General features: G+C 39.8%; 10 protein-coding genes and 1 pseudogene. 3 read left to right on the top strand and 8 right to left on the bottom strand.

Annotated elements, in window-relative coordinates; genetic code table 11:
* Position 1 precedes the first annotated feature (1 nt).
* The 8 genes from tssA to tagH are packed head-to-tail and all read right to left on the bottom strand — an operon-like array spanning position 2 to position 10696.
* Entirely contained in the window at positions 2–1093 is a 1092-nt protein-coding gene (gene tssA / locus L5L77_RS14350; RefSeq protein WP_006081795.1) for a type VI secretion system protein TssA, read from the bottom strand.
* 46 nt (positions 1094–1139) lie between these two features.
* A complete protein-coding gene (locus L5L77_RS14345) occupies positions 1140–1907 on the bottom strand; it encodes a PP2C family protein-serine/threonine phosphatase (protein ID WP_263222982.1) in 768 nt (255 codons plus the stop codon).
* A 14-nt stretch (positions 1908–1921) separates the two neighbouring features.
* Entirely contained in the window at positions 1922–2638 is a 717-nt protein-coding gene (gene tagF / locus L5L77_RS14340) for a type VI secretion system-associated protein TagF (protein ID WP_263222980.1), read from the bottom strand.
* Positions 2620–6156, bottom strand: coding sequence for a type VI secretion system membrane subunit TssM (gene tssM, locus L5L77_RS14335; RefSeq protein ID WP_263222979.1), 3537 nt, complete (start codon positions 6154–6156; stop codon positions 2620–2622). The genes tagF and tssM overlap by 19 nt, the downstream gene beginning before the upstream one ends.
* 24 nt (positions 6157–6180) lie before the next feature.
* Positions 6181–7491: a type VI secretion system protein TssL, long form gene (tssL, locus tag L5L77_RS14330; RefSeq protein WP_263222978.1), complete on the bottom strand. Its 1311-nt coding sequence runs from the start codon at positions 7489–7491 to the stop codon at positions 6181–6183.
* Positions 7492–7530: 39 nt separating this feature from the next.
* Entirely contained in the window at positions 7531–8859 is a 1329-nt protein-coding gene (tssK, locus tag L5L77_RS14325) for a type VI secretion system baseplate subunit TssK (RefSeq protein WP_006081800.1), read from the bottom strand.
* A 23-nt stretch (positions 8860–8882) separates the two neighbouring features.
* Positions 8883–9368 carry a type VI secretion system lipoprotein TssJ gene (gene tssJ / locus L5L77_RS14320; RefSeq protein WP_006081801.1) on the bottom strand — a complete coding sequence of 162 codons (486 nt, stop codon included), beginning with the start codon at positions 9366–9368 and terminating at the stop codon, positions 8883–8885.
* A 38-nt stretch (positions 9369–9406) separates the two neighbouring features.
* A complete protein-coding gene (gene tagH / locus L5L77_RS14315; protein WP_263222976.1) occupies positions 9407–10696 on the bottom strand; it encodes a type VI secretion system-associated FHA domain protein TagH in 1290 nt (429 codons plus the stop codon).
* Positions 10697–11196: 500 nt separating this feature from the next.
* Here tagH and L5L77_RS14310 point away from each other — a divergent pair, with 500 nt between their 5' ends.
* From L5L77_RS14310 to L5L77_RS14300, 3 genes and pseudogenes are all read left to right on the top strand, one after another.
* Positions 11197–13251, top strand: a complete 2055-nt coding sequence (locus tag L5L77_RS14310; RefSeq protein WP_263222975.1) for a serine/threonine-protein kinase — start codon at positions 11197–11199, stop codon at positions 13249–13251.
* 47 nt (positions 13252–13298) lie between these two features.
* A complete protein-coding gene (locus L5L77_RS14305) occupies positions 13299–14639 on the top strand; it encodes a hypothetical protein (protein ID WP_263222973.1) in 1341 nt (446 codons plus the stop codon).
* A 2-nt stretch (positions 14640–14641) separates the two neighbouring features.
* Positions 14642–15130: pseudogene (locus L5L77_RS14300) on the top strand (hypothetical protein); the annotation flags it as partial.

Genomic DNA, 15130 nt, shown 5'->3' with positions numbered 1-15130 from the left:
ATTACTTAGTTTCAGTTATGCCTGTTAGTTTAAAATACCCATTACGACTATTACTATCATCTATAAGCTCTTGCAATAACTCAGGCAAAGTTAAGCTACTCCAACGAATAACTTGCTCTAGTGAATAAGACATAGGCGAATGAGGTTCAGTTTTTCTAAAAAATTCAGCAGCCTGCTGTAAACTTCTAATAACTTGTTGCCGTGTTTGGAGCTGATTATCGACAGCACCGATTGTCTGCGTTTCGCCATCAATATTAATATCAATGCTATCATTAACTTCAGAACTAATAACTGCCAATTTATCGGCCGCAAGATATTTAACAGAATCAAGACATTTCTGTAGTGATTTGCTAATGGCTGTGGTAGGTTGCGGTTGTCCCATAACTCTATCCATATTTTTTGATAACTGTTCAAACTCATCAATAGCACTATTTAACTGTTCAACTAACTCCCCATAAAACTCTTTAGAGGATTCAGAAACAGCTCTATTAATTTGCTCGACACTTATAACACCATTATCTGTTTTTTTCCGTTGTTTATCTTCATTTTCTCTAGATAGGTCTAATGCTCGAATATATTGCCAAGTAGCATAACAACCAGAACTTGTATCTTGAGTAATCGGAATACTCATAATTGGTGTAATTAATGCACCATCACCATCATAGCCGTTAAGTCCAATTAAGGATGCAATGCGAAATTCAATATCGTCATCATCAGGACTCGGATATAAACTATCCCAAAAGTTCTCTATGATAAGGTGCGCAGTTTTAAAGCCAATCGCAAGCCCTCTGAAACCATAAACACGACACAATGCTTCGATTAACCAAGCTGCAAACTCTAGATCCTTTACCTCGTGCACAAGTGCATTTGGTATTTCATCAATAATGGGTCGCCAATCCCCAACTAAAGACTGAAAGTCATCTTCTTCTACCAGCAACTTCCGTTCATTCGCTCTAGCATTACTACGAATATCTTTTAATCGATAATACTGAGAACTCGGAGATATATCTGTGCGAGGATCGACCCCTGAAGGAGCCAACTCATTAACATTTTTTATCAGTAATGAAAAATCAATTATATCATCATAGTCCATTGTTAATTATTCCATATTAGTTTCGAAAAAGGCCAAAAGTCAGTTTTCAACGCTTAGAATACAGCGGGATCGTTTTGGCACATTCATAATCAAAATTAGAATCAAATATACTCACTAGAATGCTCGTGACATTATCCTTTGCACCTGAAACCAACGTTGAATGGAGTAGCGCTCGATTAGCTTCATATACATTGTTATTGAGTAGATAATCACCAATTTCTCTATCTGGAATTTCTTTATTCAATCCATCGGTACATAAAAGATATATATCTCCGGGACTGCAACGACCAAATATATAGTCAACCTCTATATCAGCATCAACACCGATTGCACGCGTGATGACATTCGAAAGCTCATGATTCTCCGCATCACTCTCAGAAATTAATCCCTTTAAAATCATTTCATTAACTTGACTATGGTCCCTGCTAAGCTGAATAAGATTAGCAGAACGTAACAAGTAGCATCGACTATCGCCGGCCCAAAACACGTGATATGTCTCTTTACTTATAAAAAGAACAACAACAGTTGTACCAGCAGTACTACCCTCTAATTTATCTTCACTAAAATTGCACACAGCACGATTTGCATCATACAAAGCCTGAACAATAATTTCAGAGCTAATACTTTCTTTATGTTTCAATGCAGTCTGCGTTAATACATCCATAACCAATTGACTTGCTATATCACCAGCAGCATGTCCTCCCATACCATCAGCAACAGCCCATAAGCCAAATTCTGGTAATGACAAGCAGGCATCTTCATTTATTTTGCGAACAAGTCCCTTATGTGTTTGTGCATCAGATAAAAATTGCATAATTACATCCAGTACTAAGACCTAATGGTCTTAAGTTGCCAATTCCATTTAGCCCAATTTCCAGCGATCATTCCCGCAAATTGACTAATTTGAGGTAAACCAGAAGTGACAAGCATACAGGGCTCGACCTGCTCCGATCCTGCCGTCCACCAAAGACAGTATCGTCCAAACTGCTGTACATAACTCTGGTGCAATAGTTCTAAAAATGATATGTCCTTATTTGACTCTATTACCCATGGTTGTTTTATATGTGTCTCAGTATTACCTGACGTACTTATTTTATTCACTGGCGTCCATGGGATCTCATTTTCCTGTAATTCTTTAACCCATGCAGTTAAATTAAAATCATCGTCTAAGCTTTGCAAAATTCTATTTTCTAATTCAAAAAACCAACTCTTTTGCTCCCATGCTTGAGCTGGCGAGATATCAATAGCTGCCGCTAATGTAAATGGAAAGTTTCGCCCAACTGCATCAACACTCGGAATAACAGTACCTATAATTGGAGACTCACCACAAACATTTGCAGAAAGAGCAAAGTGCCAAATTGGGCTTGTAAGGTACATAGGCAGCCAGGACTCCCCAAGTTGCTCACGGCTTACCGCCATTACAGCTTGTAACCACTCATTCCATCCATTAATAAAATCTGTAGGTAAATTTTGAGTAATAAAATCACCATGACTCGGAATTTTCCCATATATGCCTAATTGCGGTGTCAAAGGTTGTTCGGACATTTAAATGCCTCCAATGCACCACTTAAAAATGGATTGTCGACACTATCTGGCACAAGTTCGACTCTAGCCTTGTTTCCTTGGACAGATAAGTAAAGAATCCCATCGTCTTTCGTTTCAGGACGCTCCTTCACCAGTTCATCCAATAATCGGAACCATGACCACTCACCTTTAAAGGTATTACTTGAAAGTAAACCTGAGTTTGCCGGAGTAAAAACGAGTCTAGTCTGTAATCGACTTCTATCGCCGGGCCAAAAAAACTGCGTCATACGCGTTGGTCCATGCCTGTAAGATAACTCTTGCCCATCAAGTTCAACGAGTAAGTGGGTAATATGTTTATCTAAGTAAATTGGCTTTAATCTAAAACCAATTTTTAACTTTTGAGAATCAGGCTCGAAATACATTGTTCGAATATTTTGTGCCGTTTGAAACGTTTTTAACACTCTATCACTCACACCAATATTCTGCTTAAAGCGCCATTGTTCGAGGTTTGTATTAACAAATGGGCTCAAATAATCAATGAAAAATTGCTCTAATACGCCTCCATATCCGAAGAAACGTTCGAAATCCCGGATCTTAATATCAACTGAACTATTCCTATCAAGAGGATAGCGTCCATGAATCGCTTTTTGATATTCTGAAACAACATTACTTTTCCAAGCATCGTTGATGTGTTGTCGACTACCTTTAGCAAATAGTTTTGATGTGTCTGTAGAGATATTACCAAGCCAATCAGAAAAAGGAGATGGCACATCACTACGCAATCGACGTAGCATAACGCTTAGTTCGCCCGCATTATTTTCTCTTTGATTTGCAAATGCCTGCATTGCCATACCACCGCTAGGTGCATATAACCGCTCTAAGTACGCATAATATTGCTGACTCGTTTGTGCAATTTGTTCCATTTGCGCGCTATTAATCGCCAGAAGAGGTGCAAATGCTAACTCAACTTCATGTCCTGGTAGCTGTTTACCAAAATCAGGAAGTTCGTCAGGAAGCAAACGTCCAATTCTTGATTTTTGTGATGAAAACTTTGTATCAGCTACCTTTCCTGCAACATCAAGCGTCATATCGACGTTTGCAGACTCGGGCAACGACGATAATTTTGTGTTTTGTTGGAAAGCCTTAATCAAACTTTGGATAGGCTGCTCAGGTCCGGCGAGAACTTTGGTCACATAAAGACCTTGTTCTAAATCGTCAATTTTCTGTATATCTAAATCTGCAAGTAACTCTTTCCAGTAGTTTGTATAATCACGCAAATACTTTTCCGTAACTTGCGCTGACAATACTTTCTCTACTTCTTCATCTTCTTCAGCTTTAATGTCACCATATATCCAGTTATCGGCTAATAATGCTTTTATTATCCTTCGCTTCTCAATGTTGAATACCCCATGAAAACCTTGATATGTATAAAGCCCAGGGATCCCTTGTTTTAATGATGCACCACTTTTTCGGACAATAACATTTGCGCTTTCCATCCCCAACACATCTGATAATTTGAAGTCCGGAATGTTATTTTTCATTAACTCATTCTTAACTTTTTGATATGCCAGATCTGATAAAGGCATAGTAAGCAATATATCTCGAGTTTCAGCGACTATTTTATCATTATAATTCTGGAGCTGTACTCCATTAACAATTAATGCATTTAAATGAGATAGCAATGAACTTCTTGTATCTGAGTTAACCTCACCAGGCAAATGTCTCTGTAAATATGCATCATACCATGCAGTAATTTGTTCACTCTTAAACTTTTCAGGGTGATAAAGCATTAAATATGTTTTTAATGTCTCATACAAATAATCTCGATGAGTGCTATTCGTTCTCATTTCACTGGTCAAGCCATTAACGAGATCAGGTAGTAAGCTTGAATATAAAGCTTTACTATAAATAATCTTCGCTGACTGCCCTAATTTATCGCCTTGATATAAGCCAATACTTTTCAGCTCTCCATCAGGTAAAACGCCAGCATATCCTGCAGGCATATCACGTAGAATACTTAATTGATTATTTAATGCTAATAGATCAGTGTTTGATTTAGAGGCAGCTTTGTAATGTTCAATTGATTTGGCAGTATTTTCAATCAATTGCTGATTCCAGCGATAGCTGTCGTACCAAGCATATAAAATCCATGTCGTGGCGATCAGGGTTAGCGCCGTAACACCGTGACGTAGCCATGTATTCTTAGTTTTGTGGCGAAGATTTACAGTCGCAAGATCACGCTCAGGGATAAGAATATTTTCAAAGAAACGGTGGATAAAATATCCTTTACCTTCACCTTTTTGCTGCCTTAATGGCGGTTCAGCTAAACCACTGCTTCCTCCAACTTGCTGCATTATCCTATCGATAGGAATACCTTGTTGTGTTGCACTTGTAATATATACCCCGCGTAACATTGTTGATTTTTCAAAAGGGTTTTGTGAAAAAATTTCTTTGAGAAAATCATCCGCGGCACTCTGCAACAAACGAAGCTGGCGAGGAAATTCATATATAGCACTTCGACTTTCAAGATCTCTTTCATGCTGTAAACAAGTAAACAATCGTTGATATAAACGATTAATCAGCGCGTGGAACTCTTTATTAAACTGAGATACGGCACCCGTTTCATCCCATGTTTGGTCTGCAGAGAATGTCACGCCCCAAACTTGCTCTCTTTCTTCCGCACTTAAATCTGCAAAAAACTCTGTAAAACCCGCGACTAAATCGGCTTTTGTAAAAATAACGTACACAGGAAAGCTCATGCCTAGTTGGCTTTGAAGCTCCTGTACTCGCTGCTTAATCGCTCTAGCATGAATATTACGCTCGGTTTTAGTCTGATTAATCAGATCTGACAAACTAACAAATACGAGCACACCATTGATTGGTCTACGAGGTCGATATTTACGTAATAAACCTAAAAATCCTTGCCATGCAGCTGAGTCCTGTGACGCATGACTATCTTGCGTTGTATATCGACCCGCAGTGTCGATTAAGACGGCTTCATTTGTGAACCACCAGTCACATTGACGTGTACCACCTACCCCACTGATAGGATCAATGCCTAACTGCTCCATCAGCGGAAACTCTAGACCTGAATTTTGTAATGTGGTCGTTTTACCTGAACCAGGGGCGCCAATGAGCATATACCAAGGTAATTGGTATATGTCCCTTGCACGGCTAAAGCGTGCATTCTTTAATATATCAATAGCTTTTTGCATCCGCGAAGTGAGTATTTCGATATCGCGTTTTGCTAATTCGTCATGTTGCTGTTCATCACTACTTAATAGAGATTCTACAGCTTGATTATGGTTTTTTAACTCACGGCTGCGTTTGATGAATTGAGAGATCATCCAAATCAGAGCGATTGATAATAATGTGATCAGTCGTGCACTCGTCGTTGCAAGGGGTTCTACACCTGCAATCGCAACGAGTGGTCCACCAAACCAAATCAGTAATGCTAAAGCGAGTAAACCGAGTACTGTAATAAATAATGACGACTTTATTACTCTCAGTAACATGCTAAGTATTGCTTTGAAGTTCATTAAGCTATCCCTTGCTAATACATCTTATTTCAATAAGTCTATTTCGACACGACGATTTAAAGCCCGATTTTCAGGGGTATCATTGGGTGCAACAGGTTCTGCCTCACCACGTCCCTCTGGCTGTAAACGTCCATGTAAACCTGCTCCAGCGGCTAAACTGTCTGCCATTGCATTTGCTCTTGCTAATGAAAGGTGCCAATTTGATGGATATCTGCTTGTAAATATGGGTTGATCATCGGTATAACCATTCACTAAAATACGGCCTTGGGTCCCTTCTAGAGCTCTCGCTATTTTCACAATAACAGGCTGAAATCCTTCATTAATATCTGTCCCGCCCGTTGTAAAAAGATGATGAAGTCCCACCCGAATTCTCACGCGATCCGGTAACTCAATAACCTCGAGTAATTGCATGCCAATTTCTGTTTGCAGTAACTGTTGCAAACGTGCACCTTCATGCACAGTTGACGCTGAAACTTGAAGGGCTTGTGGCGTATTATCTACAATTAAAGAATTCATCTGCCGATTGACTGCATCAGACTGTGAATTCAGTTTGTAACTTAAATACATATATACACTGAGTAATAAAACACCGACAAAAGAGCACATTACCCAAAGTGGTACACGATTTTCTAGATGATTAACATTCTTTGCATCGGAATGCCAATGTGGTGATAAATCTCTCGGAGGTTCACCTTTTTGACTACGTATAGCCTTATAAGCGCGGTCTTTTATAAGTTCTAGTTTTTCATAGCCATTTGTTTCAACCCTCATTTTCCCAATAAAGCCAAGAGATAAACAAAGATATTGCAACTCTAACTGCATTAAATTTTCTTTTGGGGAAGCGATAGCACTTTCTAAAAGAGTAAAAAAATACTCTCCACCAAATGTTTCGTTATGAAAGGTAGAAAGCAGACTCTCGGTCCCCCAATCACTGTTCTCACCCCAGGCGGTGTTGAGCACGAGTTCATCCAGAAAACTGCATACACAGTAACGAGCTCGCTCTATTAATTCAGAGGATATTTGCTTAGCTCTCAATTGCAATTCGTACTGCTGAATTAAATAAATACAGTGTTTCTTAAGTCCTAATACATCTTGATGTTGTCGCGTACTTCGGATTGGCGCGACTAAAGAAAAAAGAAGGCCAGCCTCGTCTATTAGCACATTATCACTCACAGACAAGTACAATTGAGCACTTTGAAATGATGTTGGTGCCTTTGGTATTGCCATCTGGGTTTTGTCGCTCTGATGACTAACGTCATCACGACTTGCATTTGTGCCAACAGGATCAGCCTTTCTTGCTCCCGGTCGAGGCTTCATTATTGTCTTATCTGACATGACATACATCCCTGTAAATAGTCTCGAAATACAAAATCATCAAGATTTAATTGCCCACAATTCCAGCTTTAATCCCGGATAATTACCAGATAAATGCAAAGCAAGACCACCACTATTACTGAGTTTTTCCCAATATATTCCGCTCTTATCTAACTGAAAATAATGGAAACCTGCATGATAAGGTACTTGTCTTGGCGCCACCGGTAATCCTGTCACAGCAATGCCTGGTAATTGGTTATTGACCAGCTCTCTAATATGTTCAACGGGTCCAATTTTTAATCTCGCCGGCAAGTGTTTACGCACATCATCAGCGGGTAAATCTGCACTAACAGCCAATACAAACTGCGCATACTCCAACAGAGTTTTATCCGTCAATGGAGATACCATAATGCCAAACTTAGCTTGTTCAATCGGTAACGCAATGGCTGTTTGTTCTAATACAACACTTAACGTTTGGTTTAATATCACTGATAAGTTGCCAAATACTGTGGCCAAATCAGTATGGTTATACTGCGGGAATTCAGGTGCTCGCTTATCTCGGCTAGTAAAAGTCGCCAATTCTCCAAGCATGGTTATAGCATGTTGATAAAGATATTCTGGATGCTGTCCATCACTTTGCTTAATATGCTGAAAAATAGGCTCATATCGATTAAGCACCTGCAGCATTAAGAAATCGGCTATCGAGTTGGCGTTTCCTTGCCCCCTTGAAATACGAGCGGCCAACGCTTCAGCACGTTGTCTCAACATGCCTAACGTCTCCTGAATAAATCCTTTCAATTCACCGTTGCGCTGAATGTTAATCGTTGGTGGAATAAATTTCTTATCCAATTTAATTTCACCGTGCTCGCTAACCTCTTTTATTTTTGCAATTGGCATTGCAATATAACCGCCGCGGTCTTCACTCTCGAGCTTCAGCAATAAACGCAACTGTGCAACCTGTAGTAGCTCTGCACTTTCTTCTGATAATGTGTTATCCGAAACCAATTGGTCTGAAAATTGATAGCGAGTTATTGTTGTACTATCGGCGGTTGCAATATCAACGCTATTCACCTTCTCGAAGGCAAGACACAGAAATACCTGTTGCTCACGGCACGATTTAGGTATCTCAATAACAGATGGTATTAAGTCATTCATTGGCAACTCAAGCAATGTCCCATCCGGTAAAATCCCCTGTAATGAAGTAATACCAAACTGAGAAAATTTTGTTGCTTTGTCATCAATTTCTAAATCTGAGACTCCCCAAGGGAAAAGTGACAACATCGCATTGCACTTTTGCTGCATATTAGAAAAGTAACGTTCTTGCTGCTGAAAGTGTTGTGGACGTAGAAACGTTCCTTCAGTCCAAGCTATCTTGCTAAAATGACTCATTTAAACAACTCCATTATGAGATATTAGCGCTTCGTTGCCGCTTCGGTGTCTCGGTCTCTGATATAGACCGCTAGTTTATCGATATAAACATACGCATCATCATATCCAGTAGGATCCGCATCAATTACAGCATGCCAACGTGCGCCCTCTACATCCCTGTAGGCGACTAAAATCGCAACAGCTTTCGTTGTTGGTTGTAAAAACATTTCATACTCTAAACGAGCACCGGGCTCAAAAACTAATTCATCTTTTTTGATTAAGTCCGTTCTTAATGTTTCGCTCGCATTATCATATAGTGCAAAAAAGTCCTGATTCTCAAAGACCGTTTTTGATGCTAACTCATACACATTTACAATAACCGGCGAAGCTCGACCATCACTATCAGGATTAATATCGTTAGCAATACGAAAGTTCATCGTTGTTGAAGGCGGAAAAGCCGAATAAAAAGTTTGACATCCGATTAAGCTCATAGACATCACTACGCCTAGTAATGCTTTATAATTAAACATTAATTACAACTCCTTTGTTATTAATAACACTGCACTATTCATCTATTATTCATAAAAGCATCATATGCATTTACAAACTCATCACTTATGTTACTATTCTCTATATTGACTTCATCAACTAATCCATTATGTTTAAGTTGATAAATATTCCAAAATCTCGCTTTCCTCTGTGCAGGGTTTAACTTATCGAGCAATGATTCGCTATAATCTTGTTTTGCAATTTCTGTGGGTGACAATTGAATTAAAATACCATTCACAGCCCCTTTTGCGCCTGCAATAATGGCAGATTCGTGACGATTAATATCGTTAAACGCCTCTTGTATCGCTTGCTTTGCAGGCATGAAACTTAACGTAGACCGATTAAACAAATTATGAAATGCATCATCAATTGAGGCAGAAAATTTCAGTGGATTATTTTCTTTCTGCTGAAACGTGGTTTGATTCACTCTAAAGTTACTCTTAACTTCAGATCTTGTTCGCATAATCTGGACCAAACCTGATAATGATTCTTGCAATGCAACACCTAGCTGTTCCCACCACTCATCAGAATTCTCAAGATACTGTTCATAATTATCGATTCCTAACCCTCTTAAAAATGCGACACTGGCATTACGTCCATCTTGTTGAGATAAGAATGGGATAGCTATTTTCTGCCCTACTTTAATTTCTTCATGTTTCTCATCAAATGCTTTACTGCTCAAACTTTCAGGAATAGTGTCGAACTGCTCCTCATTACTGGTCCATTGCTGCTCCCACTCATCAGGGATCAAGGTACTAGGTGCCATAAAATGTTGTGCAAGAGGATCATTATCACTACGTTCAATAATTGACGATATAGCAATACCGTCAGGAAAACTCTTTATGGGGGCCTGAATACTATTAATTGAAACTCCATCTCCAGAATCTAATAATGACAGATTCTGCAATGTATTCTTTTGATTATGAATGGGTTTATTAACCTGAGGCATATCTGAATGGCTTTTTGTGTTTAGCTCACAAATAGAAACCTTAACTTCATAATCCCCGAGACAAAAGACATCTCCTTCTGCTAATGGAGTTTGATTTTCTTGCCCTATTGGCTCAACTGAACGATTGAGAAACAGTCCATTTGTAGACTGATCTTTAATAAAAAAGCGCTCATTTTCAAAAATGATTAAAGCATGAATACCAGAAACAACGCGCTCGGGATCAGGTAAGTACCAATCAGCCTTTTCAGAACGACCAAGACTGCCACCGCTCGTGCCAAATCGCTTAACTGATATTTGGCGTGGTGAAAGTCGATGATAACTTACGACTGATAATTCGATGAATGTATCATTTTGATGCACTTAATACTCCTGTATTACAACTCCATCCCATGGGCTCAGCACAATAAGTATGAGTTATTGTGTGATGGCAGAGACTAATTTTAAAAAAAGTTCATGTCAACAAAACTAGAGCACATAGGAAAATATTAGAAAGAGCATTGGCGACAATATGACTAAAATCATAAGTTAAATTATATGGTTACAAAATAAAATATATAAATACCACAATGTCATTCTTTAGTATTAAATTTAAATACCAACTTTAGCCCAAAAGTACCAATATTGATTAAAGTACTCGATGGCTAAATGCTATTACTTTTGTTAAAAATTATAATTTCAAGAATACGGTATAACTGTGGTGGGGAATTAATTTAGGCGGAAATTTAACAAGTGCTATTTGACTACAAACAAAGCGAACTGTAATATGTTTCACTTTATTAAAAGTGATAAATCTATTCACCATTAATTCTTTGGACTATATGGATAATAGTTCTTTCTAAGATCCATAACAGGAGTGTGGCATGCTTGATTCTGGGAGAGTGGGACTGGCTGATGAAACTGACGAATCATCTGAGACTTCTACTCAAATAAACACTAACATTAACAACTCTTCAGAAGAATTAGACATATCAGATAAAACACTCTTTATTAAATCCCCTACAACTATTCCTTTCGTAGACACTCCCTCTGTTTCCCTAGAAGGTTCCACATTAAAAAATCGTTATTACTTAGAAAGTAAGATTGGTTCTGGTGGTATGAGTGATGTTTATAGAGCGAAGGATATTTTCCTTGAAAATGCTGGGATAAAAGATAACCACGTTGTTATTAAAGTACTGCAATCACAATTTGTAAATCAGCCAGAAGCATTACAACTCCTATTAGAAGAAGCGCATAAAACCCAGCTGCTGTCACACCCTAATATAGTGAGTGTGTTTGATGTTGATTCAGATCAAGACAGATACTTTATCGTTATGGAGTATCTTGATGGCGAAAGCTTAGACCAGATCATAAAACGTTATAAGCCCAAGGGTTTAAGTCTTACAGCTGCGATGAAGTTACTAGAGCAAATCGCAGATGCATTAAATTATGCACACAAAAAAGGCATAGTTCATGCTGATCTAAAACCTGCAAATATTATGGTTGATCGACATGGACATATTAAAATACTCGATTTTGGCGTTGCACATCGCATGCAACTAAATTATGACGCGTATGCCGCAGCCCCTTTATCACAGAATGCGCCAATTAATGGCTTTACACCTGCCTATGCAAGTACAGATTTGCTTGCAGAAAAGACACCTGCTGTCTCTGATGATGTTTTCTCGTTTGCCTGTGTAACCTATGAGCTTCTTACTAGCAAACATCCTTTTGATCGTATGCCTGCCGATAAGGCACAAGCGCAAAATAAAATTGCATCAAAGCCATCCCACCTAAATGCATTAAAGTGGTTAGCGCTAAAAAAAGCACTTAACTTTAATACTGCTGATAGAAATATCTCCATATCAAGCTTAATGACACACCTCAAGCGCGAACTCTGGAAACCTACGCTGGCAACAATAGCGGTACTAGCAGTATTAGGTGGCGTGAGTTATCAACTTTATGCACAGGAAAACAAGGTTGCACAAGTACAAGCAAAACAAACACAATTTGAACTAGATAGTCGTCAGCTGTTAGCACTTGCTGATCTCGACGCCAAACAGTTTCTTGCAACCTTACCAAGTCTTGAGATGCAAGACCCAATCATCCGTGCTGGACTACTTAGACAGCAAAGAGAGAACATTTTTAGCTATGTTGAGCAGCAAGTGGATCTCATATTCACTGACAAACAACATGATTATCCAGATTACCCTAAGATGCAAAGCTTGCTCAGTGAAGCAAGAGCCCTCTATCCCGACTCCTATTTCTTACTCACGTTGAATAATAATATGGTTCGTGGGAAACAAACTGCGATTGATGTCTTACGTGAACAATTAGCGAGTTTCTTATTACAACAGAATTACTCACACCAAACGAATGGCAATGATATCTATAAAATTGCAGCTAATTTTGAACATATAGATCCACAATATAGCATTCAGCTACAAGACAACGAAATACAGGCTTTTATCCAAGCATTTGATCAAGCTAAGCAAGCGTTAGATCCCATTGTACTAGAACAACTTATTAATGCTGGGAACCTGCTTTTTTCAAGTACAGAACAAACTAAAGCATTAATATCTCAAGGTAATCAGCTTAAAACCGCTGTAAAAGCAATGTCTATTTACCATCAAGCCATTGCGAAAGGTCAACAAGCCGCATTTCCCTATTCAGATGCCACTGTTTTCTATCAAAATGCCTTTACTACTCTGGAAAACTTGTTAGTCACCAGTAAAAATAGTGCTGACGTGGATGAGGTTTATCAGCGCTTTGAAGCTTATACACCCATAGTTCCATCTGACTTTTCTCCCTACAATGAACTACGTAAGCAACTGGCAGATAAATATCTCAATTTGGGTAGCCAATTACTTGAAGCTCGGAAAGTAAAAGATGCTGAACGCCAAATACGCAGAGCCAATGAGCTGATGAATAACAAATAGTCACTTTTAAACGCGTTCAACAGTTTTAACATGGAGCAGTGAAACGGATGTCTTATGCAAATTACGACGGCGTAATGGTTGAGGATATATGGGGGAAAACGTACCTCATCAGCAATTGCCCCTTTGCCAGAATGGATTTGGGAGAGGATCACCTCTCCTCAGTTCAGGATGTTATTTTTGGTCGCCAATTTTTATATAAACTGCAACCTGAGTGGCAGCAGGATGCCGTGTTTCGAAAACTCTATTTGCAAGCCATGCCTTGGTGCCAGAAGCTTTCGAGCTTAAACACCCTGCAAGTGGTACAGGCCGTTATCGACTGTTTTATCTCTGGTAAGTTATTAGTCTGGCAATTAACCGACGGCTGGTCAAAACCGCCTGCAGGTTCCCTAGGTATAGGCGGTTTAGTGCCGCTTGCCGGCAGTGTACTATCTGCCACAGTTAACAGTAACACCACCAGTCAGAGCCGCTCAGCGCCACCGTTCGTTGCCGCCCCTATCGCACAAACTCAATCCCATGAATCACCTATTGATAACATCGTGGGGGGCGCCAAACAAGTCGTTAATGATCTCATCGCTATGCAACGCGCAGGACAGGCTGAATTTTTTGCCGAGCAAGGTATTATCAAGTTAACGGATACTCAGACTAATCAACTATTAACACCAGAGGAAGTCCGCGAACGTTATGCTGGCATAGTCACCTTCGATATCGATACCGCCGAGCAAGCAGGGGCCGATACGATTCAGGAGGTGCCGGGCTACAGCGCTGCGCTATTTGCTGTCGAATTGGCGAGTTCAAAGTTCAAGAAACTGCTCACCGACCCCAAAGGCCTATACAAAGAATTGACTAAAGTGGTCGAAGATGCAGTGAAAGATGCCCGAAGTCCCGCAGAAGCCTTGGGGCATTTAGGCGGCAACCATGCTGTAAAGCGTTTAGAACTTACGCCTGACGAGCGCTTCGCTAACCGTTACCATGGCCCCGATGGGATGTACTATGATGCCAATGGTAAGAGAGTCGAAGCTGAGTTCAAAGGCTATAACAAAGACAGTACCGCGCTAAGCAGTAACACCAACCGGCAAAAACAGGGTTCTAATGAAAAAAACCGTACCCGCGCAAAAAAGATGACTGACAAAAAAGGTAAAGTAGACCAGCCATCCAATCGCCAAGGTGGAGCTTATACACAAGATGAGCAAGCACTTTGGAACGAGATTTTGGATTCTGAAGGTCGAAAAAATCATCTGGCAGTTTTTACTAACACCGAAACCGGTCAGGTTCGCGCCTTTAGCCAAGATAAAGACGGTAACCTTATAGACAAAGTGTTGGATGAGCCTATTCCCCATTTTAATGATGCAAAAGATATTATTAATAACGCCTTTTCAGGGAAAAAATAACCATGGCTGATAAGAAAGTCCCCCAAATGACACTGGCTGAAATTGAGCAGGGTATTAAATCTAATCAAGAGCTTATTGAACGCGCAAAAGGTCTTAAAGAAGCCGGCTTTTACGAGCAGAATGAGATTGAAGCAGAGACAGTTTATGCGGGTTGGTCGATGAAATACGCTGGCCTCGGCATGGCCTATGCGTTGCATGGCGATTGGGACTTAGCTAAGGAAGCCTTTCAAACCGCCGCAGAATATAAAATTAAACCACTGTTAATGGCTTACGACCCTAACTATCCAGATTTCCTTGGTGATAATATCGCCGAAGGAGGGCAATCTCATAACGTTGTTGATTGCTTTAGTTACGCCATGGCCGCAGGGGATTTAGCCATAGCGAAGCAAGCTTGTGCGTTATTTCCTGCGGAGTGGCGCCCCCGCAATAGTAAACCAGATACGACTGATGACTTAGTGCATGCCTTACATGCGTGGTTTAGCGGCGATAAG

The organism is Shewanella sp. SM29, assembly GCF_025654245.1.
Taxonomy (GTDB): Bacteria; Pseudomonadota; Gammaproteobacteria; order Enterobacterales; family Shewanellaceae; genus Shewanella; species Shewanella oncorhynchi.
This window is presented reverse-complemented; position numbering and strand designations above follow the sequence as displayed.